This window comes from Blattabacterium cuenoti (genome assembly GCF_014251795.1).
GTDB lineage: Bacteria > Bacteroidota > Bacteroidia > Flavobacteriales > Blattabacteriaceae > Blattabacterium > Blattabacterium cuenoti_AB.
Genome location: NZ_CP059201.1, coordinates 451,247 through 473,431 on the forward strand (window position 1 = coordinate 451,247; position 22,185 = coordinate 473,431).

14 protein-coding genes, 6 tRNA genes and 1 pseudogene are annotated in these 22,185 nt (G+C 27.1%); 3 read left to right on the forward strand and 18 right to left on the reverse strand.

Annotated elements, in window-relative coordinates; all coding sequences use genetic code 11:
* Positions 1-5 precede the first annotated feature (5 nt).
* Together aroC and miaA are read left to right on the forward strand one after the other, a co-directional pair.
* Positions 6-1,091 (forward strand): chorismate synthase, encoded by a 1,086-nt coding sequence (aroC, locus tag H0H55_RS02245; protein WP_185861137.1) that lies wholly within the window; start codon positions 6-8, stop codon positions 1,089-1,091.
* Positions 1,088-2,019 (forward strand): annotated as a pseudogene (miaA, locus tag H0H55_RS02250) (tRNA (adenosine(37)-N6)-dimethylallyltransferase MiaA). Before aroC ends, miaA begins: the two are co-directional and overlap by 4 nt.
* Here the strand turns inward: miaA and H0H55_RS02255 are convergent.
* Positions 1,979-2,054: transfer RNA gene (locus H0H55_RS02255), tRNA-Val, on the reverse strand. The pseudogene miaA and the gene H0H55_RS02255 overlap by 41 nt on opposite strands.
* 41 nt (positions 2,055-2,095) lie before the next feature.
* Positions 2,096-3,352 carry a bifunctional folylpolyglutamate synthase/dihydrofolate synthase gene (locus tag H0H55_RS02260; RefSeq protein ID WP_185861138.1) on the reverse strand — a complete coding sequence of 419 codons (1,257 nt, stop codon included), beginning with the start codon at positions 3,350-3,352 and terminating at the stop codon, positions 2,096-2,098.
* Between the two features lie 108 nt (positions 3,353-3,460).
* On the opposite strand from H0H55_RS02260, the gene glnS reads away from it, so the two are divergent.
* The gene (glnS, locus tag H0H55_RS02265; protein ID WP_238784185.1) at positions 3,461-5,110 is read left to right on the forward strand and encodes a glutamine--tRNA ligase; all 1,650 of its coding nucleotides are present in this window, start codon (positions 3,461-3,463) and stop codon (positions 5,108-5,110) included.
* A gap of 10 nt (positions 5,111-5,120) precedes the next feature.
* Here the strand turns inward: glnS and rpoC are convergent, their stop codons facing one another.
* The 16 genes from rpoC to ileS all read right to left on the reverse strand — a co-directional run bounded on the left by rpoC (position 5,121) and on the right by ileS (position 22,176).
* On the reverse strand, positions 5,121-9,344 hold the full coding sequence (rpoC, locus tag H0H55_RS02270) for a DNA-directed RNA polymerase subunit beta' (RefSeq protein WP_185861139.1): 4,224 nt from the start codon (positions 9,342-9,344) through the stop codon (positions 5,121-5,123).
* Between the two features lie 27 nt (positions 9,345-9,371).
* Positions 9,372-13,187, reverse strand: a complete 3,816-nt coding sequence (rpoB, locus tag H0H55_RS02275; protein WP_185861140.1) for a DNA-directed RNA polymerase subunit beta — start codon at positions 13,185-13,187, stop codon at positions 9,372-9,374.
* A 24-nt stretch (positions 13,188-13,211) separates the two neighbouring features.
* The gene (gene rplL, locus H0H55_RS02280) at positions 13,212-13,583 is read right to left on the reverse strand and encodes a 50S ribosomal protein L7/L12 (protein ID WP_185861141.1); all 372 of its coding nucleotides are present in this window, start codon (positions 13,581-13,583) and stop codon (positions 13,212-13,214) included.
* 21 nt (positions 13,584-13,604) lie between these two features.
* Complete coding sequence (gene rplJ, locus H0H55_RS02285) at positions 13,605-14,174, reverse strand: 50S ribosomal protein L10 (protein ID WP_185861142.1); 570 nt, start codon at positions 14,172-14,174, stop codon at positions 13,605-13,607.
* The gene (rplA, locus tag H0H55_RS02290) at positions 14,171-14,872 is read right to left on the reverse strand and encodes a 50S ribosomal protein L1 (protein ID WP_185861143.1); all 702 of its coding nucleotides are present in this window, start codon (positions 14,870-14,872) and stop codon (positions 14,171-14,173) included. Before rplA ends, rplJ begins: the two co-directional genes overlap by 4 nt.
* A gap of 18 nt (positions 14,873-14,890) precedes the next feature.
* Positions 14,891-15,328 (reverse strand): 50S ribosomal protein L11, encoded by a 438-nt coding sequence (gene rplK / locus H0H55_RS02295; protein ID WP_185861144.1) that lies wholly within the window; start codon positions 15,326-15,328, stop codon positions 14,891-14,893.
* A gap of 2 nt (positions 15,329-15,330) precedes the next feature.
* Positions 15,331-15,885 (reverse strand): transcription termination/antitermination protein NusG, encoded by a 555-nt coding sequence (nusG, locus tag H0H55_RS02300; protein ID WP_185861145.1) that lies wholly within the window; start codon positions 15,883-15,885, stop codon positions 15,331-15,333.
* A 12-nt stretch (positions 15,886-15,897) separates the two neighbouring features.
* The gene (gene secE / locus H0H55_RS02305; RefSeq protein WP_185861146.1) at positions 15,898-16,083 is read right to left on the reverse strand and encodes a preprotein translocase subunit SecE; all 186 of its coding nucleotides are present in this window, start codon (positions 16,081-16,083) and stop codon (positions 15,898-15,900) included.
* Positions 16,084-16,112: 29 nt separating this feature from the next.
* Positions 16,113-16,185 (reverse strand) — tRNA-Trp (locus H0H55_RS02310).
* Between the two features lie 18 nt (positions 16,186-16,203).
* Positions 16,204-17,391, reverse strand: coding sequence for an elongation factor Tu (gene tuf / locus H0H55_RS02315; RefSeq protein ID WP_185861147.1), 1,188 nt, complete (start codon positions 17,389-17,391; stop codon positions 16,204-16,206).
* 33 nt (positions 17,392-17,424) lie between these two features.
* Positions 17,425-17,496 (reverse strand) — tRNA-Thr (locus H0H55_RS02320).
* Between the two features lie 39 nt (positions 17,497-17,535).
* Positions 17,536-17,608, reverse strand: a tRNA-Gly gene (locus H0H55_RS02325).
* Between the two features lie 10 nt (positions 17,609-17,618).
* Positions 17,619-17,702, reverse strand: a tRNA-Tyr gene (locus H0H55_RS02330).
* 9 nt (positions 17,703-17,711) lie between these two features.
* Positions 17,712-17,785, reverse strand: a tRNA-Thr gene (locus H0H55_RS02335).
* An 84-nt stretch (positions 17,786-17,869) separates the two neighbouring features.
* A complete protein-coding gene (locus H0H55_RS02340; RefSeq protein ID WP_185861148.1) occupies positions 17,870-18,526 on the reverse strand; it encodes a lipoprotein signal peptidase in 657 nt (218 codons plus the stop codon).
* A gap of 200 nt (positions 18,527-18,726) precedes the next feature.
* A complete protein-coding gene (gene ileS / locus H0H55_RS02345; RefSeq protein ID WP_185861149.1) occupies positions 18,727-22,176 on the reverse strand; it encodes an isoleucine--tRNA ligase in 3,450 nt (1,149 codons plus the stop codon).
* Positions 22,177-22,185 lie beyond the last annotated feature (9 nt).

The window sequence follows — 22,185 nt, forward strand, 5'->3', positions numbered from 1 at the left end:
ATTTTATGGCAGGAAATGTTTTTGGAAATTTATTTCGAGTTAGTACTTTTGGTGAAAGTCATGGAACAGCTTTAGGTGGAATTATTGATGGATGTCCAGCTGGAATAAAATTAAATCTTCAAGAAGTTCAGTATGAATTAAATAGAAGAAAACCTGGACAATCATCTATAGTTACTCAAAGAAATGAATCTGATGAAGTCAATTTTTTATCTGGAATATTTAATAATAAAACCACAGGAACTCCTATAGGTTTTATTATTTATAACAAAGATCATAAATCAGATGATTACAGTCATATTCGAGAAGTTTATCGTCCATCGCATTCAGATTTGACATACGAAAAAAAATATGGAATAAGGGATTATAGAGGAGGAGGACGCTCTTCCGCAAGAGAAACAACATGTAGAGTTGTGGCTGGTGCAATTGCAAAGCAATTAATACAAAATATTACAATAACGTCTTATGTTTCATCTGTCGGAGATATATCTATCAAAAAATCTTATAAAGAATTAAATTTATCTAGAGAATCAATAGAAAGAAGTCCTATAAGATGTCCAGATCCAGATACTGCGGAAAAAATGATATCAAAAATCAAAAAAATAAAAAATCAAGGAGATACTATAGGAGGAATTATCACTTGTGTTGTTAAAAACGTTCCTATAGGAATAGGAGAACCTATTTTTGAAAAATTACATGCTGAACTAGGAAAAGCTATGCTTTCAATTAATGCAGTAAAAGGATTTGAATATGGAAGTGGATTTTATGGAACTCATCTTACAGGATCTCAACACAATGATTTATTTCAAACAGATGGAACTACAAAAACAAATTTATCCGGAGGAATACAAGGAGGAATTTCAAATGGAATGGATATTTATTTTAGAATTGCATTTAAACCTGTAGCTACAATCATGAAAAAACAAAAAACTATAGATCAAAACGGAAATTTGATTTTTATAGAAGGAAAAGGCAGACATGATCCTTGTGTTTTACCTCGTGCCGTTCCTATTGTTGAGTCTATGACCGCTTTAGTTTTAGCAGATTATTGGATGTATAATAAATTGTCTAAATATTCTTCCGTTTCAAATTGAAACAAAAATTTATCATTTTTATTTTAGGTCCTACCTGTATAGGTAAAACTCATTTATCTTTATTTTTAGCTGAAAAATTAAAAACTGAAATTTTATCTTGTGATTCTAGACAATTTTATAAAGAATTAAAAATAGGGACTTCTATGCCTACTGTAGAAGAACTATCTCGTATTCCACATCATTTTATTGGAAATTTAAGTATTCATCAGGTATACAATGCTAAATTATTTGAAACCGATTCTTTGAATAAAATATCAGAATTATTTAATAAATATTCCATATTAATTATGGTAGGAGGATCTAGTTTGTATGAAAAAGCTGTAACAGAAGGATTATCTGATTTTCCTGAAATTAATTTAAACTTTAGAAATCATTTAATTTATCATTTTAAAAAAAAAGGAATTTCCTTTTTACAAAAAGAATTTTTTAAACTAAAAAAATCAGACGATCTAATAGATATTTTTAATCCTAGACGATTAATTCGATATTTAGAAATCGTTAAATCTACAGGTAAAAATCCTTCTTTTTTTTACAAAAAAAAAAAAGAAATTTTGTCATTATAAAAATAGGGTTAACAATGCCTAGATGCGAGATTTATTCTAGAATTAATAATAGAGTAGATAAAATGATAAAAATAGGTTTATTAGATGAAGCTAAATTATATTATCATTATAGAAATTTGAACAGTTTACAAACCATAGGATATAAAGAAATATTTGAATTTCTTTCTTCTGAAAAAAATAATTTGTATGAAAGTATAGAAAAAATAAAAAAAAATACTAGAAAATATGCAAAAAAACAATTAACATGGTATAAAAAAGACATGTCAATTACATGGTTTGATCCTAAAGATCAATATGAAATTTTAAACTTCATTTTGAAAATAGTGGGCAATACTGGATTTGAACCAGTGACCCCCTGCTTGTAAAACAGATGCTCTAAACCAAACTGAGCTAATTGCCCCTATTTTTTTTTATCAAATGTAAGAAAAAAAATTCTTATAATTATAATATACTAGTATCTAGTAGTATCTCTGATACAACAAATGTACTTCCACTGATAAAAATTAAATCGTTATCATTTGCTTTATTTTTAGCATGCAAAAAAGCTTCTTTGACAGAAGTAAAAAAATTTATTTTTTTACGATTTTTAAATATTTTATTGACTAATTTTTTCAAATTATGAATAGAATATTTTCTATCTATATTGGGTTGACAAAAATAGTAAAAAGATTCAATAGGAAAATATCTTAACAACTGATCCACTTTTTTTTCTTTCACAAAACCTAAAATTAAATGCAATTCATCATATGATTCTTTTTTTAATTGTTTATTTATCAAATATATACCTTCTTCATTATGAGCTATATCACAAATAATTTTTGGTCTTTTTTTTTGTAAAATATGCCATCTTCCTTTAAAGGAAGTATTTTTTATTACATTTTTAAATCCTTTTTTTATTGATTCATTAGATATTATTATATTTTTTCTATGATGTAAAATATTTATAATTTTTAATACTATACTTCTATTTAAATTTTGATAATTTGCTTGAAAAGGCATTTTATATTGAAAATCTTTTTCAGATTTGATAGAGAAATAAATTGGAGCATTTTTTTTTAAAGCTTCTTTAAGAAAGAATAATCGAATATGTTTCGATATTTTTCTTCCTATTATTACTGTTACATTTTTCTTTATAATTCCTGCTTTTTCTAAAGCAATTTTGAATGGATTGTTTCCGAGTGTTTCTGTATGATCTAAACTAATGTTTGTAATTACAGATATTTCTGGAATAATCAGATTAGTAGAATCTAATCTTCCTCCCATCCCTACTTCAATAATTGCTATATTTACCTTTTTTTCTTTAAAATATTGAAAAGCTAAAGCCGTATTCATTTCAAAAAATGAAATTTTTTTTTCTTCTATAAATTTTTTATTTTTATTTATAAAGTCTACGATAAAATCCTCTTCTATGAAAATACCATTATAAGTTATTCTTTCTCTAAAATCTACTAAATGAGGAGAAGTAAATAACCCTATTTTATATTTTTCTTCTTGTAAAATAGAAGATAACATATGCACTGTTGATCCTTTTCCATTTGTTCCCCCTACATGAATGCTTTTAAAATAATTTTGTGGATTTCCTAAATAAGAACAAAAATTTTGTATTCTTTCTAATCCTGGCTTATATGATTTCAATCCAATTTTTTGATAAATTGGAAGACGATCAAAAATCCATTGAATTGTTTTTGTGTAATTCAAATAATAATTATTAAAATAATATAACAAAAATATATTTTTTTCAAAAAATTAATTATATTCGTATCAAATTTATAATTATTATTCGTAATAAAATCATATGTACATTTTATTGAAAAAATTATAGAGGAAGATATAAAAAATGGATTTCCTATAAAAAAAATTAAATTTCGTTTTCCTCCTGAACCTAATGGATATCTTCATATTGGTCATGTAAAAGCTATATGTTTAAATTTTGAATTAAGTAAAAAATATCAATCTCCAATTAATTTAAGATTTGATGATACTAATCCTATAGTAGAAAACAAAAATTTTATAGATTCCATAAAAAAAGATATCCTTTTTCTAGGTTTCAATTGGGATCATGAAAGTTATGCTTCAGATTATTTTCATAAACTTTATGAATGGGCTATAAAATTAATTATAGAAAATAAAGCTTATGTAGATGATCAATCTCAAAATATAATCCAATTACAAAGGAAAAATCCCTTAGAAATTGGTATTAATAGTATTTACAGAAATAGATCTACAGATGAGAATCTGTTTCTTTTCGAAAAAATGAAAAACGGATTTTTTCAAGAAGGATCTTGTGTTTTAAGAGCTAAAATCAATATGAGTTCTCCAAATATGAATATGCGAGATCCAATTATGTATAGAATTTTACAAAGAAAACATCACAAAACTGGATATAAATGGTGTATATACCCTACTTATGACTGGACACATGGATTATGTGATTATATAGAACAAATATCTCATTCATTATGTTCTTTAGAATTTGAAAACAGACGTCCATTATATAATTGGTATTTAGATCAAATTTGTATTGATAAAAAAAATCAAATTATCCCCAAACAAATAGAATTTTCAAGATTAAATTTAAGCCATACTATAACTAGTAAGAGAAAAATTCAATATTTAATTGAAAAAAATATTATTCAATCTTGGGATGATCCTCGTATACTCACAATATCAGGGTTACGTCGTAGAGGATACACTTCTATTGCTTTAAAAAATTTTATTCACAAAATAGGAATAACAAAAAGAAACAATATAATTGATATATCTTTTCTTGAATTTTGTATTAGAGAACATTTAAATCAAATAGCTTCTAGAGTTATGGTAGTTTTACATCCAATTAAATTAATTATTGATAATTATTTAAATACTACTGAATGGGTAGAAGCAGAAAATAATCCAGAAAATAATAATTACGGAAGCAGAAAAGTTCCATTTTCCAAATTTATATATATTGAAAAAGATGATTTCCTAGAAAAAGAAGAAAAAAATTTTTTTCGTCTTTGTATTGGAAAAGAAGTAAGATTAAAAAATGCTTATATCATAAAAGCGAATTATGTCATCAAAAATTCAAAAGGAAAAATAAAAGAAATACATTGTACTTATGATCCTAAAAGTAAATCTGGTAAAAAAAATCAAATTGAAGAAAAAGGAAGAGTGAAAAGCACCTTACACTGGGTCTCTATAAAACATTTTTTTCCCATAAAAATTAATTTATATAATCCTCTTTTTTTAAAGAAAAATCCAGATATAGATACTTTTCATAAATATATGAATCCTAAATCAAAAAATCAAATTATAGCTTATGCGGAACCTTTTTTAAAAAAGGCTAAAAAGGGAGACCATTTTCAATTCCAAAGAATTGGCTATTTTTATGTAGATAATGAAAAAAATGAAATTGTTTTCAATAAAACGGTATCTATAAAAAATCAATGGAAAAAAGTGATAAAAAATTTTTTATAAACTAAACTTTTTACAAAATATCTGGAGAAAGATTTTCATACTCTCTTAATCCAGTTCCTGCTGGTATTTTGTGTCCTACAATAACATTTTCTTTTAATCCATGTAAGTAATCAACTTTACTACTTATAGCAGCTTCACTTAAAACTTTTGTTGTTTCTTGAAATGAAGCTGCAGATATAAAAGATTTAGTTTGTAACGCTGCTTTTGTTATACCTTGTAATATAGGTCTTGCTGTAGCAGCAATTGCATTTCTCATTATTATTAATCTTTTATTTTTATATTTTAAAACTGCATTTTCATTTCTAAGATCTCTCAAATTAACAATATCTCCTTTTTTAAAGATTTCAGTATCTCCAGGATCTTCAACTACTTTCATTTGAGATATTTTATCATTTTCTTCTATAAAATCATCTCTATATTCAATATTACCTTCTAAAAATTTTGTATCCCCTACATCTATAACTTCTACTTTTCTCATCATTTGTAAAACGATGACCTCAAAATGTTTATCATTAATTTTTACACCTTGTAAACGGTATACTTCTTGTATTTCTTTTATTAAATATTCTTGAACAGCTCTAGGTCCTTTTATATTTAAAATGTCATTAGGAGTAACTGCTCCATCTGATAAAGGCATTCCTGCTTTTACATAATCATTTTCCTGCACCAATATTTGACTAGACAATTTAACAAGATATTTTCTGATTTCTCCTGTTTTAGATTCTACAATAATTTCTCTATTTCCTCTTTTAATTTTTCCATGACTCACTATTCCATCTATTTCTGATACTACAGCTGGATTAGATGGATTACGAGCTTCAAATAATTCAGAAAGACGGGGTAATCCACCTGTTATATCTCCTGATTTAGCACTTCTTCTTGGTACCTTAACTAATATTTTTCCTACATCTATTTTTTCTCCATCTTCTACCATCAAATGAGCACCTACTGGTAAATTATATACTTTTAATTCTTCATCTTGTTCATTGATAATTTTTAGCGTTGGGATCAAATTTTTATTTCTAACCTCCATTACTACTTTTTCTTGAAATCCAGTTTGTTCATCAATTTCTATTTGAAAAGTAACACCTTGTTCTAAATTTTGATAAGATATTATACCAGAAAATTCTGAAACAATAACTGCATTATATAAATCCCATTTACAAATTATATCTCCTGCTTTTAATTGATCCCCATGTTTCACATATAAAGATGCACCATAAGGTATATTATTCATCATTAAAACAGATGATTTATTAAACTTGAAAAGTTTCATTTCTGTAGATCGAGAAACCACTATTCCTATTGGATCCCGTTTTGTTTTCACAATTTTTAAATCTTCGAATTCTACTATTCCATCATATTTTGCTTTTACTTGTGATGACTCTGTAATATTTCCTGCTGTTCCTCCAACATGAAAAGTACGTAAAGTTAATTGAGTTCCTGGTTCTCCAATAGATTGTGCTGCAATTACTCCAACTGCTTCGCCTTTTTTAACAATTTCTCCTGTAGATAAATTACGACCATAACATTTAGAACAAATACCCATTCTAGCTTCACAAGTTAAAGGAGATCGAACATCCACTATTTCTATTCCAGATTTTTCAATAACTTCTGCTATTTTTTCATCAATTATTTCTCCTGAAGAAACTATCAATTGATTTTTTTTATTATAAATATCATTTAAAGATGTACGTCCTAAAATTCTATTAAATAAGGTTTCCACTATTTCTTCATTTTTTTTTAATGCAGAAATTTCTAATCCTCTTAAAGTTTGACAATCTTCCACTTTTATAATAACATCTTGAGCTGCATCTACTAAACGTCTTGTAAGGTATCCAGCATCTGCAGTTTTTAATGCTGTGTCCGCTAATCCTTTACGAGCACCATGAGTAGATATAAAATATTCTAAAATAGAAAGCCCTTCTCTAAAATTGGATAAAATAGGATTTTCAATAATTTCTCCTCCAGAAGACCCTGCTTTTTTAGGTTTTGCCATTAAACCACGCATTCCAGAAAGCTGACGTATTTGTTCTTTAGAACCTCTTGCTCCAGAATCTAACATCATATATACAGGATTAAATCCTTTTCTATCTTCTCGCATATATTTCATTACTTTTTCCGTAAGCATAGCATTAGTAGTAGTCCATATATCAATTACTTGATTATAACGTTCATTATTTGTAATTAATCCCATATTATAATTCGTTTTTACATTATCTACTTGTTTAATTGCATGATTTACCATATCTTTTTTATTATCAGGAATAATTATATCTCCTAATCCAAAAGATAAACCACCTTTAAACGCATTATAAAAACCTAATTCTTTAATGTCATCTAAAAAATTAGCAGTAGTAGGTACATCTGTAAGATGTAATATTCTTCCTATAATCTCTCTAAGAGATTTTTTTGTAAGAGATTCATTAATAAATCCTACTTTTTTAGGTACTACTTGATTAAATAATACTCTTCCTACAGTAGTTTCTATGATTTTAGAAAAAAATTTTTTTTCTTCACGAATAAGAACTTTAACTTTAATTGAAGCATGTAAATCTACAACTCTCTGATTATATGCTATTTCAACTTCTTCTGGAGAATAAAAAATAAGTCCTTCTCCTTTTACTTTTATTTTTTTATTTGATAATAAAGGTTTAGTCATATAATATAATCCTAATACCATATCTTGAGAAGGAACAGTAATAGGAGATCCATTAGCCGGGTTTAATATATTTTGAGAAGCTAACATTAAAAGTTGAGCTTCTAATATAGCTCCATGAGATAATGGTAAATGAACTGCCATTTGATCTCCATCAAAATCTGCATTAAAAGCAGCACAAACTAAAGGATGTAATTGAATAGCCTTTCCTTCTATCAATTTAGGTTGAAAAGCTTGAATTCCTAATCTATGTAACGTAGGAGCTCTATTCAATAATATAGGATGTCCTTTTAAAACATTTTCTAAAATATCCCATATCATAGGATCTCTTTTATCAATAATTTTTTTTGAAGATTTTACTGTTTTAACAATTCCTCTTTCAATTAATTTACGTATAATAAAAGGCTTATAAAGCTCTGCAGCCATATCTTTAGGTAATCCACACTCATGTAATTTCAAATGTGGTCCTACAACAATAACAGATCGAGCTGAATAATCTACTCTTTTTCCAAGAAGATTTTGTCGAAAACGACCTTGTTTCCCTTTCAATGCATCAGATAAAGATTTTAAAGGACGATTTGCTTCTGATTTAACAGCAGAAATTTTTCTTGAATTATCAAAAAGAGAATCCACTGCTTCTTGTAACATTCTTTTTTCATTTCGTAAAATTACTTCAGGAGCTTTAATTTCTATAAGTCTTTTTAAACGATTATTTCTTATCAATACGCGACGATATAAATCAGTCATATCAGAAGCAGCATAACGTCCTCCATCTAATGGAACTAAAGGACGTAATTCAGGAGGTATTACTGATAATACATGAATAATCATCCAAGATGGATTTCCTCCATTTTTTTTTCCTTCCCTAAAAGATTCAACAACTTGTAAACGTTTTAATGCTTCAATTCGTCTTTGTTTAGATGTTTCATTATGAGCTTGATTTCTTAATTCTATAGATAGAATATCTAAATCAACTCGATTTAAAAGATCTTCTATACATTCTGCTCCCATTTTAGCTATAAATTTATTCGAGTCAGAATCTTCTAATAATTGATTATCTTTTGGAAGTTTATTTAAAACTTGTAAATATTCTTCTTCAGTAAGAAAATCTCCTTTTTCTAATGAAGATCCATCTGAACGAACCCCAACTCCTCCTTGAATAACAACATATCGTTCATAGTAAATAATCATTTCAAGTTTTTTAGAAGGTAACCCTAATAAATATCCAATTTTATTAGGAGATGATCGAAAACACCAAATATGAGCAACGGGGACTACAAGACTTATATGTCCCATACGTTCTCTCCTTACTTTTTTTTCAGTAACTTCAACTCCACATCTATCACAAACAATACCTTTATAACGAATTCTTTTATATTTACCACAAGCACATTCATAGTCTTTTACTGGACCAAAAATTTTTTCACAAAAAAGTCCATCTCTTTCCGGTTTGTGAGTTCTATAATTAATTGTTTCTGGTTTTAATACTTCTCCATGAGATTCTTTCAATATGACTTCCGGAGAAGCTAATCGAATAGTTATTTTATTAAATCTGTTGTTTTTTTTTCTATTCATTTCATAAAAATATGGAATAATTAAAATCTATTCTTCTAAACGTATATCTAATCCTAACCCTTTTAATTCATAACAAAGAACGTTAAAAGATTCTGGATTATTAGGTTCAGGCATTGGTTCTCCTTTTACTATAGATTCATAGGTCTTAGCTCTTCCAGGAACATCATCTGATTTAACAGTTAAAATTTCACGCAAAATATTGGAAGCACCAAAAGCTTCTAACGCCCAAACTTCCATTTCTCCAAAACGTTGGCCCCCAAATTGAGCTTTCCCCCCTAAAGGTTGTTGTGTAATTAAAGAATAAGGGCCGATTGAACGTGCATGCATTTTATCATCTACCATATGACCTAATTTCAACATATATATTACTCCTACAGTAGCTGGCTGATCAAACCTTTCTCCTGTTCCTCCATCAAATAAATAAGTGGTTCCAAAACGAGGAATTTTAGCTTTATCTGTGTGTTTACAAATTTCTTCTATAGTTGCTCCATCAAATATAGGTGTAGAAAATTTTATATTTAATTTATATCCAGACCATCCTAATACAGTTTCATATATTTGTCCTATATTCATTCTTGATGGAACTCCTAAAGGATTTAATACAATATCAACAGGACTCCCATCTTCTAAAAAAGGCATATCTTCTTGTCTTAATATTCTAGCTACGACTCCCTTATTTCCATGTCTTCCTGCCATTTTATCTCCTACTTTTAATTTTCTTTTTTTAGCAATATATACTTTAGCCATTTTCACAATACCTGAAGGTAATTCATCCCCAACACTAATAGAAAATTTTTTATGTTTGAAAGAACTATTTAAGTCATTTACCGCTATTTTATAATTATGTAAAATTTCTGATATTAAATTGTTAATTTCTATGTCATCAGTCCAATCACTAGAAAAAATTCCTATATAATCGTTTATATTGTTAAGTATTTTCATAGTAAACTTTATCCCTTTTTTGAAAACTTCCTGTTTTTTTTCATTCAAAACAGAATGATCACATAATTTTCCATCCAAAATAAATTGCAACTTTTTAACCAAAATATTTTTAAGATCTAAAAATTTTTTCTCATATTCTTTTTCTAAACGTGTTATTTTAATTTTATCTTGAATTCTAGATGTTTTATCTTTTATACTTCTAGTGAAAAGTTTTGTATCTATAACAACACCAAACAATGATGGTTCAGCCCTTAAAGAAGCATCTTTCACATTTCCTGCTTTATCTCCAAAAATTGCTCTTAATAATTTTTCTTCTGGTGTTGGATCAGATTCTCCTTTTGGAGTTATTTTTCCAATAAGAATATCTCCAGGTTTCACTTCTGCTCCTACCCTGATTATCCCATTTTCATCTAAATCTTTAGTCGCTTCTTCACTAACATTGGGGATGTCATTAGTTAATTCTTCCATACCCAATTTTGTATCACGAACATCTAAAGAATATTCATCTATATGAATAGAAGTAAACCAATCTTCACTTACAACTTTTTCTGAAATCAAAACAGCATCTTCAAAATTATAACCATTACATGGAATAAAAGCTGCTTTTAAATTTCTTCCTAAAGCTAATTCTCCATTTTCTGTAGCATATCCTTCACATAAAATCTGCCCTCGAATTACTCTCATTCCTTTTTTTACAATAGGTTTTAAATTGATACATGTATTTTGATTTGTTTTTCTAAATTTAATTAAGTCATAAACTTGATCTTCAGAATCAAAACTAATTAAATCTTCTTTATCTTTATTTGTTTTATGATAACAAATAATAATTTTTCTAGCGTCAACATATTTGACAAATCCATTTTTTTTTGCATGAATCAACATACGAGAATCTCTTGCAACTTGTTTTTCTAATCCGGTTCCTACAATAGGTGCTTCTGGTTTTAATAAAGGAACTGCTTGACGCATCATATTAGACCCCATCAAAGCTCTATTTGCATCATCATGTTCTAAAAAAGGAATCAAAGAAGCAGATATAGAAGCTATTTGATTAGGCGCAACATCTACATAATCTATTTGATTAGGTTCTACTATAGGAAAATCCCCATCTTCACGAGCTATAATTCGATGAGATAAAAAATTCCCGTTTTTGTCAATAGCATTAGCTTGTGCGATAATTTTTCCCTCTTCTTCTTCTGCACTTAAATATTTAACTTTAGATTTTAAATCAACTTTTTGAGCATAGACAATTCTATAAGGAGTTTCAACGAATCCCATCTTATTTATTTTAGCAAATACAGAAAGAGAAGATATCAATCCTATATTAGGACCTTCTGGAGTTTCTATAGGACATAATCTTCCGTAATGGGAATAATTCACATCTCTAACTTCAAAACCAGCTCTTTCTCGAGATAATCCACCAGGACCTAATGCTGAAAGTCTCCTTTTATGAGTTATCTCTGACAAAGGATTTGTTTGATCCATAAACTGAGATAATTGATTTGTTCCAAAAAAAGTATTAATTACAGATGATAAAGTTTTAGCATTAATAAGATCTATAGGCATAAAAACTTCATTATCACGAACATTCATTCTTTCTCTTATAGTTCTCGCCATTCTCGCTAAACCAATACTAAATTGAGTATAAAGTTGCTCTCCTACTGTTCTGACTCGTCTATTAGATAAATGATCAATATCATCTACTTCTCTTTTAGAATTGAACAAAGCATTCAAATGTTCTACTATTGCAATAATATCTTCTTTAGTTAAAACTAAATAATTAGAATCTATCTTGAGACCAAGACGTTTATTCAAACGATATCTCCCCACAGGTCCTAAACTATATCTAGCATCAGAAAAAAAAAGTTTATCTATAACACTTCTGGCCGTTTCTTCATCTGGAGGCTCAGTATTTCTAAGTTGTTTATAAATATATTCGACTGCTTCTTTCTCAGAATTAGTTGGATCCTTATGTAAAGTATTATAAATAATAGAATAATCTTTTTTTCTTCCTCCTTCTTTATGGAGTAAAACAGTTTGAATTTCATAATTTATCATGAGATCAATGTGTTCATCTTTTAAAAAAACATTTCTATCTATAAGAACCTCATTTTTTTCTACAGATAAAACTTCTCCTGTATCTTCATCTACAAAATCCTCATTCCAAATTTTCAGTACCCTAGCGGCTAAAGTTCTATTTAGAATATTTTTTTCGTTTCCTTTTATTTTTATCTCTTCAGCTAAATCAAATATTTCTAATATATCTTTATCTCTTTCATATCCAATTGCACGTAACAAAGTTGTCATTGGTAATTTTTTTTTCCTGTCAATATAAGCGTACATAACATTATTGATATCTGTAGCAAACTCTATCCATGACCCTTTAAATGGAATAATTCTTGCGGAATAAAGTTTGGTTCCATTAGCATGATGAGATTGACCAAAAAATACACCAGGAGAACGATGTAATTGAGAAACTATAACTCTTTCAGATCCATTAAAAATAAAAGAACCAGAAGGAGTCATATAAGGACATGTTCCTAAATAAACATCTTGATATACAGTTTCAAAATCTTCATGTTCAGGATCAGTACAATATAGTTTTAATTTAGCTTTTAAAGGAACACTATAGGTTAAACCTCTTTCTATACATTCTTCTATTGAATACCTAGGAGAATCTATAGAATAACCTTTAAATTCTAAAACAAAAGAATTTCTAGCATCAGAAATAGGAAAATTTTCTGTAAAAGCTTTGAATAATCCTTCGTTTTTTATATTTTCCGATTTTGTATCTAATTGAAAAAATTCTTTAAATGATTTGATTTGAATATCCAAAAAATCCGGATACTCTACTTGTTTTGCTACTGAGGCAAAAGTGATTCTTTCTTTTTCTGTATTCACCAATTTTAATTTAAAAATATAAATTGTTTATTTTAATTCCACTTCAGCTCCTATTTCCTCAAATTTATTTTTAAAATCTTCTGCTTCTTTTTTATTCACAGATTCTTTGAGAATACTTGGAATATTATCCACTAAATTCTTAGATTCTTTCAATCCTTTTCCAGTAATTTCTTTCACCAATTTAACTACAGATAATTTAGAATTTCCAGACGATTTCAAAATTATGTTGAAAATACTTTTCTCCTTTTTTTCATCAACTTTTTCTTTTTGATGTAAAGTTTCTTTCTTTTGTATTGAAGTCGATGGTTCTATTCCATATTCTTTTTTTAAAAGAGTGGCTAATTCATTAACTTGTTTTACAGTTAAATTCACTAATTGTTCTGCTAACTTTTCTATCATTTTATTTTATTTTTTAATATTTTATAGATAATTTTTATTTTTTTTACCTATAGAAGTAGAAGACAAAGTTTCTAAAATTTCACATATTTTGAATTTTGTTGAATTCAATAAAGATGAAAGAATATTTTTAATTGGAAATTGAAGTAATTTGAAAATTTCAATGATAAAATCCTCCTTAGATTTAAGATGAAACAACAAATTTAAATCTTTATTTCCACCAAAATAAAAAAATTCTTGGGCATAAGCACCTTTTAAATAAGGTTTATCAGTTTTTTCTTTGATATGAAAATTTTTTATAATTTTTGCAGCAACATTTGCAACATTACAACTGGAAAATAATATTGTTGTATTTCCATTTAAAATAGGAAAAAAAGAATCAAATTTTTTGTTTTCAATCTCATTTATGGCTCTTTTCAATAAAGTATTTTTTATCATTCTCATTTTAATATTATATTTATAAAAACTTTTCCTAAGAAAAGATATTTGGTTAGAATTTAATTCGGACATGTCAATTAAATATATCGTCGTACTATTATGAGATAATATAGAAACTAATTCCGATAATGCTTTTTTTTTATTTTCTTTGTTCATTTGTTCACAAAACTTTTTAAATCTAATGGAATACCACAACTCATAGTACTGGATAAATAAATACTTTTAATATAAGAACCCTTAGATGCAGAAGGTTTATTACGAATAATTATTTTCATAAATTCTTCAATATTTATTAATAAATAATCATGTAAAAAAGAAATTCTTCCTATTGAAGCATGAACAATTCCATAACGATCAGCTTTAAATCTTATTTTTCCTGATTTAATTTCTTTAACGGATATTTCTGGATTTATAGAAACAGTCCCCATTTGAGGATTTGGCATTAATCCTTTAGGACCCAATATTTTTCCAATATTTCCTAATTGGTTCATGACAGAAGGAGTAGCAACAATTATATCAACATTTGTCCATCCAGATTTAATTTTTTCAATATATTTTAATCCAACAAAATCAGCACCTGCTTTTTGAACTTCTAATTCTTTTTCTTCAGGAACTAAAGCTAAAACGCAAATATTTTTTCCTGTTCCATAGGGTAACAAAACCGTCCCTCTGACCATTTGATTAGGAGAACGAACATCTATACCTAGATGAACAGAAATATCGACAGATGCATCAAAATTTACAAATTTTATTTCTTTAATGATAGATATTGCTTCTTTTAAAGAATATTTTTTATTTTTACTAGAAATTTTCTCTAAAATTTTCTTTCTATTTTTAGTTAATTTTTTTGACATATCATAAATGAAATTTTTTTATCCCTCAATTTCTATTTCTATTCCCATAGATCTAGCAGTTCCAGAAATCATAGATATAGCTGAATTAATCGAAAAACAATTCAAATCTTCCATTTTATTCTGAGCAATCGTTTTCACTTCATTTAAACTTATTTTTCCTATTTTATAACGATTAGATTCTTTAGATCCTTTTTCTTTTTTTATTATATTCAATAATTGAATAGAAACTGGAGATTTCTTAATGAAAAAAGAAAATGATTTATCTTCATACACAGTGATGACAACAGGACATACTTTTCCTATTTTGTTTTGAGTCAGAGTATTATATTGTTTGCAAAATTCCATAATATTGACTCCAGAACTACCTAAAATAGGTCCTATAGGAGGAGCTGGACTAGCTTTCCCTCCATTTATTTTCTGTATTTTAATTCTTTTTATTACTTTTTTTTTAACCATGGTTAGATTTTTTCAATCTGTGTAAAATTTAATTCTAATGGAGTTTTTCTTCCAAAAATTAAAACAGCCAATTCCAATTTTCTTTTTTCTTCATTTATTTTTTCAATTGTTCCATTAAATCCTGTAAAAGGGCCATCTATAACTTTAATCGTTTCGCCTACTATAAAAGGCATAGTAATATTTTCATAACTTTCAGAAAGTTGATCTATTTTCCCTAACATTTTATTTACTTCTTCTTGTCTCATAGGAATAGGAGTTGCAGAAGCACCCTTTCCTTCACTTAAAAAATTTATAACACCTGGAACATTCTTGATTGCATGTACAGCTTCTCCATCTAAATTTGCTTCAACCATAACATATCCAGGGTAATGGACTTTTTCTCTATGAATTTTTTTTCCTTTTCTCATTTGTATAACTTTTTCAATAGGAACTAATACTTTCCCTATATATTCTTGAAATCCATTATCTCTAACTTCATTCTCAATATATGATTTCACCTTGTTTTCTTGTCCACTCATGGTTTTAATTACATACCACTTTCTCTCAAAATCACTCATTAATATATAATTTTATAAAGAAAATAATTTTTTAATTAAAAAAATAAAAATGCCATCTATCCCATATAAAAATATGGACATAAATATGGAAAAAAAAGATACAACTATTGTTGTGTATTGTAAATCTTCCAATTTAGGCCATGTAATACAATGAAAAAATTCGTTATAAATTTCCAAAAAAAAATTATTTTTTTTCATATATTGTTTTTTTAGTTTAATAACCAATGCACGGATGGTAAGAATCGAACTTACGACCTTCGGTTTTGGAGACCGGTGCTCTACCAACTAAGCTACATCCGTTTTATCATTAAATAAAAATCAATCTATTATATGAATAACCTGTCCAGCACCTACTGTTCTCCCTCCTTCACGAATAGCGAAACGTAAATTCTCACTTAATGCTATAGAATGATGTAACTCAACTTCCATTGATACATTATCTCCAGGCATCACCATTTCTACTCCATTCGGTAAATGAATTTCACCCGTTACATCAGTTGTTCTCAAATAAAATTGAGGACGATACTTATTATGAAAAGGAGTATGTCTTCCTCCTTCTTCTTTTGTAAGAATATACACTTCTGCTTTAAATTTTTTATGAGGTTTCACAGATCCTGGTTTTCCAATAACCATTCCTCTTTTAATATCTTTTTTTTCTATACCACGTAATAACAAACCTACATTATCTCCGGCCTGACCTTTATCTAAAATTTTTCTAAACATTTCAACTCCTGTTACTGTAGATGATAATTTATTTTCTACCATTCCAATAATATCTACTGAATCTCCCGTATTAACAGTTCCACTTTCAATACGACCTGTTGCTACAGTTCCTCTTCCTGTTATAGTAAAAACATCCTCTACAGGCATTAAAAATGGTTTATCTATTTCACGAATAGGTTCAGGTATATAATCATCCAATACTTTCATCAAATCTTTTATTTTTTCTATCCATTTTTTTTCTCCATTTAAAGCACCTAAAGCTGATCCTTGTACAATGGGAATATTTTCTCCATCATATTCATATTTCGAAAGTAATTCTCTTATTTCCATTTCTACTAATTCCAATAATTCTGGATCATCTACTTGATCCACTTTATTCATAAATACTACAATTTTTGGAACACCTACTTGTCTAGATAGTAATATGTGTTCTCTAGTCTGAGGCATAGGTCCATCTGTTGCAGCTACAACTAAAATCGCCCCATCCATTTGAGCTGCTCCTGTGATCATATTTTTTATATAATCTGCATGTCCAGGACAATCAACATGAGCATAATGTCTTTTTTCTGTTTCGTATTCTACGTGAGACGTATTAATAGTAATTCCTCTAGCCTTTTCTTCAGGAGCGTTATCAATCGCATCAAAACTTTTTTCTTCTGCTAAACCAATTTCTGATAAAACTTTTGTAATTGCAGCTGTTAAAGTCGTTTTACCATGATCTACATGACCTGTAGTTCCTATATTTATATGCGGTTTGTCTCGTTTAAATTTTTCTTTTGCCATGATAGAATTATTAAAAATATTGAGTTAAAAAAAAGCCAACGGCGGGAATTGAACCCGTGACCTCTTCCTTACCAAGGAAGTGCTCTTCCACTGAGCTACATTGGCCATATAATGATATTATTCTTCTCATTCATTTTTTTGTAGAGCGGAAGACGGGATTCGAACCCGCGACATTCAACTTGGAAGGCTGAAGCTCTACCAACTGAGCTACTTCCGCTATATAGGGGTGGGGAGAGCAGGATTCGAACCTGCGAAGGCAAAGCCAACAGATTTACAGTCTGTCCTCGTTAACCAGACTTGAGTATCTCCCCCAAAAAACAAGCCGATGGAGGGATTCGAACCCACGACCCCGAGATTACAAATCACGTGCTCTGACCAACTGAGCTACACCGGCTATTCAAATTTTATTCGTAATAATGAAAATCAAGACAATACAAATCTATAGAGATTTTTATAATTCTCAAAAAAATAATAAATGTTATAAGATTTTTATATCTTTCATTTTATGTTTAAATATGAATAATAAAAATACACCAATAGATATTACAATATCAGATAAATTAAAAACAGGTTTAAAAAATTTGAAATTATAACCTCCAAAAAATGGAATCCAACAAGGAAAATAGATATCTATTATAGGGAAATAAAACATATCTACAACACACCCTCCCATAAAAGGGGCATATCCCCTAGTATAATTTAGAGAAAAAATATTAGAATTTATTTTAGATATTCCAAAATAAGAAATCCATTTATGATATTCCTGACTATAAACTGTTCCTTTATCAAATAATAAACCATACAAAGCACTATCTAAAAAATTCCCCATAGATCCAGATAAAATTAAACTAATAGAAATCATTAAATATTTGGAAGATCCTTTTTTGATATTCTTATAAAGAAAAATAAAAATTAAAAAAATTAAAAAAAAACGTAATAAACTCAAAAATATTTTTCCATGATATCCGAATCCAAAATGAATACCATAAGCCATCCCTGGATTTTCTACAAAACAAATTTGAAAAAAAGGAAAAATAGAAATACCACCTCCTAATTCGAAATGAGTTTTAACATAGATTTTTAAAATTTGATCTATTAATAAAAAAGAAAAAATAATTAAAAAATATTTTTTCAAAAAAAACTTATTTGTTAATTCTATATAATTTTTTACCTTAAATACTGAAAGTAATATGAAGAACAGCCATAAAACATTTTTTCTAAATCAATTAATAAATTTTTGTAAATGTTCCAAAATTTTTTCGTTTTTTTATCAATTAAATTAATTAATGTTTTTGATCCTTTTTCAAAAGCTTGAAATAGCTTGATTCTTACATTTTATTCTTTTTGAATATGCATATATAATATGAATTTTTCCTTAAAATATATTTTTTCTTTTTTTTCATCATATTTTTCTATATTTTCTTGTAATGAAAGATCTCTAGAAAGAGTTTCTTTACAAATAAAAGATTTTTTATTTTGTAAAATAATTTGTATTTTATTTCGGAAATAAAAATTTCCTTTTACACTTACATATATAAATATTTTATCGGTGACATGATATTCTCGGTCCTTTCTAAATTTTTGTATGTGTCTAATGAATTCTCTGACGAAACCTTCTTCCCAAAGAAAAGGTGTAATTCTTAAATCTAATGCTATTGTCAATTTTGGATCAAATAAAATAGACCAACCTTTAATATATTCAGTACTAATTTTTACATCTTCTAGAGTAAGAAGAATTTTGTTTTTACCTATAAAAAAAATGTATTCTTTTTCTTCTTCTATTTTTCTAATTTCTTTTTGGGTAAATTTTTTTATGTATTCCGAAATTATTTGAACTTTATTTCCAAATTTAGGTCCCATAAATTGATAATTAGGTTTAATATGTTTAATTAACTCTAGATTTTTGTAAGAAAAAGTAAATTCTATTTCTTTAACATTAGCCTCTTGAGATATAATTTCAGATGATTCTTTCAATTGAAAATACATTTTTTCATCCTTATCAGGAATGATAACAAGCAATTTTCGTAAAGGTTGACGAATTTTTATTTTATTTTTTTTCCTTATAGAAAAAACCATAGCAACAATTTTCTGAATATAAAGCATTTTATTTTCCAACTTTTTATTCATGAAATTAGAGTCATACATAGGAAAATCTGTTAAATGAATACTTTTAAAATTTTCTTTTTTAGTGATAGAATTTAAATCTATGTATAATTTTTCAGAAAAAAATGGAACAATAGGAGAAATTAATTTAGCTATAACAATTAAACATTTATAAAGAATTTGATACGCAGATATTTTATTTTTTGTATATTTTTTTTTCCAAAATCTTCTCCTACATAATCTAATATACCAATTGCTCAACTGATCTAAAACAAAAGATGAAATTAAACGTGCAACTTCAGTTGGATTATAGTTAGTATAATAACTATCTGCCTTTTGAATAAGAGTGTTCAACTCAGAAAGAATCCAAAAATCTAATTCTGTATAATGATCAAAACATTCTTTTTCTTTGTAAGAAAAATTATCAATATTAGCATATAAAACAAAAAAAGAATAAACATTGTATAATGTTCCAAAAAATTTATTTACAATGGTTTGTACTTCTTTTATATTAAATTTTAAATTATCCCATGGTTCAGAATTGAATATAATATACCAACGTATAGCATCAGGACCATAATCATTGATTAAATCAAAAGGATTTATGGTATTTCCTTTACTTTTTGACATTTTACGACCATTTTGATCCAAAACTAATCCTGTAGAGATCACATTCTGATATGCTACAGAATTAAATAATAAACTACTAATAGTATGTAAAGTAAAAAACCATCCTCGTGTTTGATCTACTCCCTCAGAAATTAAATCAGCAGGAAATAATAAACTTTTATCTATACATTCTTTATTTTCAAATGGATAATGAAATTGAGCATATGGCATTGCTCCAGAATCAAACCATACATCAATTAAATCAGATTCTCTTCTCATAGGTTCCCCTTTAGAAGAAACCAATATAATTTGATCCAGAACATGTTTATGTAAATCTATTTTATCATAATTATCATCACTCATATCATCTAATACAAAATCTTGAAATATATTATGTGACATAAGTCCATGATCAACAGATTTATTAATTTCTAAAAACAATTCTTTTATCGATCCTATCACGATTTCCTCATCTTCTTTTTCTGTTCTCCAAATAGGAAGAGGAGTCCCCCAATATCTAGAACGAGAAAGATTCCAATCTTTTGTATTCTTTAACCAAGAATCAAAACGTTTTTTTCCTATAAAATTAGGATACCATCGGATTTTCTTATTCAAACTAATCATTTTATCTTTGACTTCTGTAGTTTTTATGAACCATGAATTTAATAGATAATAAAGTACTGGCTTATCTGTCCTCCAACAATGTGGATAAAAATGAACATATTTCTCAGTTTTAAATATTTTTTGTTTTCTTTCCAAAAAAGAAATAATTTTTTCATCTACTGAAAAAGAATTTTTTTGATTTTTATCAAATTCATTTTTAACATATTTTTCAGAAAATTCATGAGGAAAATCTTTTATAAATTTTCCTTTAAAATCAACTAGAGGGACAGGAACATTTTTTTCATTTAAAACTAACATTGGAGGAATATTATATTTTTTAGCTACTATAAAATCATCAACCCCAAATGTGGGAGAAATATGGACAATTCCCGTCCCTTCACTAACATTAATAAAATCTCCTAATATAATTTGAAATGCATTTTTTTCGTTATGATAAGGTTTAAACCAAGGTAATAATTGTTCATATTTACCAAATAGTAATTCTTTCCCTTTAAATTTTTCTACTATTAAATAAGGAATTTTATAATCATTTGTATTATATAAATTTAATTCATCATTACTTGAAACAGAATAAAACTGACTTGATGATAATATTTTATGAATTAATTTTTCAGAAAAAACAATATTTTCTTTTAAAAAAGTATATGTATTATAAGTTTTAACTAATACATAATCTATATCATACCCAAAAGCTAATGCCGTATTTGAAGGAATAGTCCAAGGGGCTGTAGTCCATGATATAAAATATATGTCATCTAAAATATTTTTAAATTTTTCAGGTAAAGTATTTTTGATTGCCTTAAATTTCAAAAATGGAGATAACTGTTCAACTTTTTTATAAGTTCCCGGCATATTTAATTCATGATGACTTAATCCTGTTCCTGCAGCAGGAGAATAAGGTTGTATTGTATAACCTTTATAAAGAAGATTCTTATCATATAATTTTTTGATTAACCACCATATACTTTCTATATATTTTGCGTTATAAGTAATAAAAAAATTATTTAAATTTATAAAATATCCTATTTTTTCTGTAAAAATTTTCCATTTCTTCAACGACTGATTAACAAAATCTTTGCAAAGATTATTATATTTTTCTACACTAATTTTTTTTCCTATATCGTCTTTAGTAATTCCTATATTTTTTTCTACATTTAGTTCCACAGGAAGGCCATGAGCATCCCAACCAGCTTTTATAAATACTTTTTTACCTTTAAGTGTGTGATACCTACAAAAAATATCCTTTATAGTCCTAGTTAAAATATGATGAATACCTGGATTACCATTTAAAGATGGAGGCCCTTCATATAAAATATACGAAAAGGGACTCTTTTTGTTATAAAAATTAGAATTATTTTTAAAAATATTATGTTTTTTCCAATATTGAGATATTTCTGTAGTTGTCTGAATCAAATCCAATTTTTCGTATTCTTTAAATTTTTTTGACATATATAATAA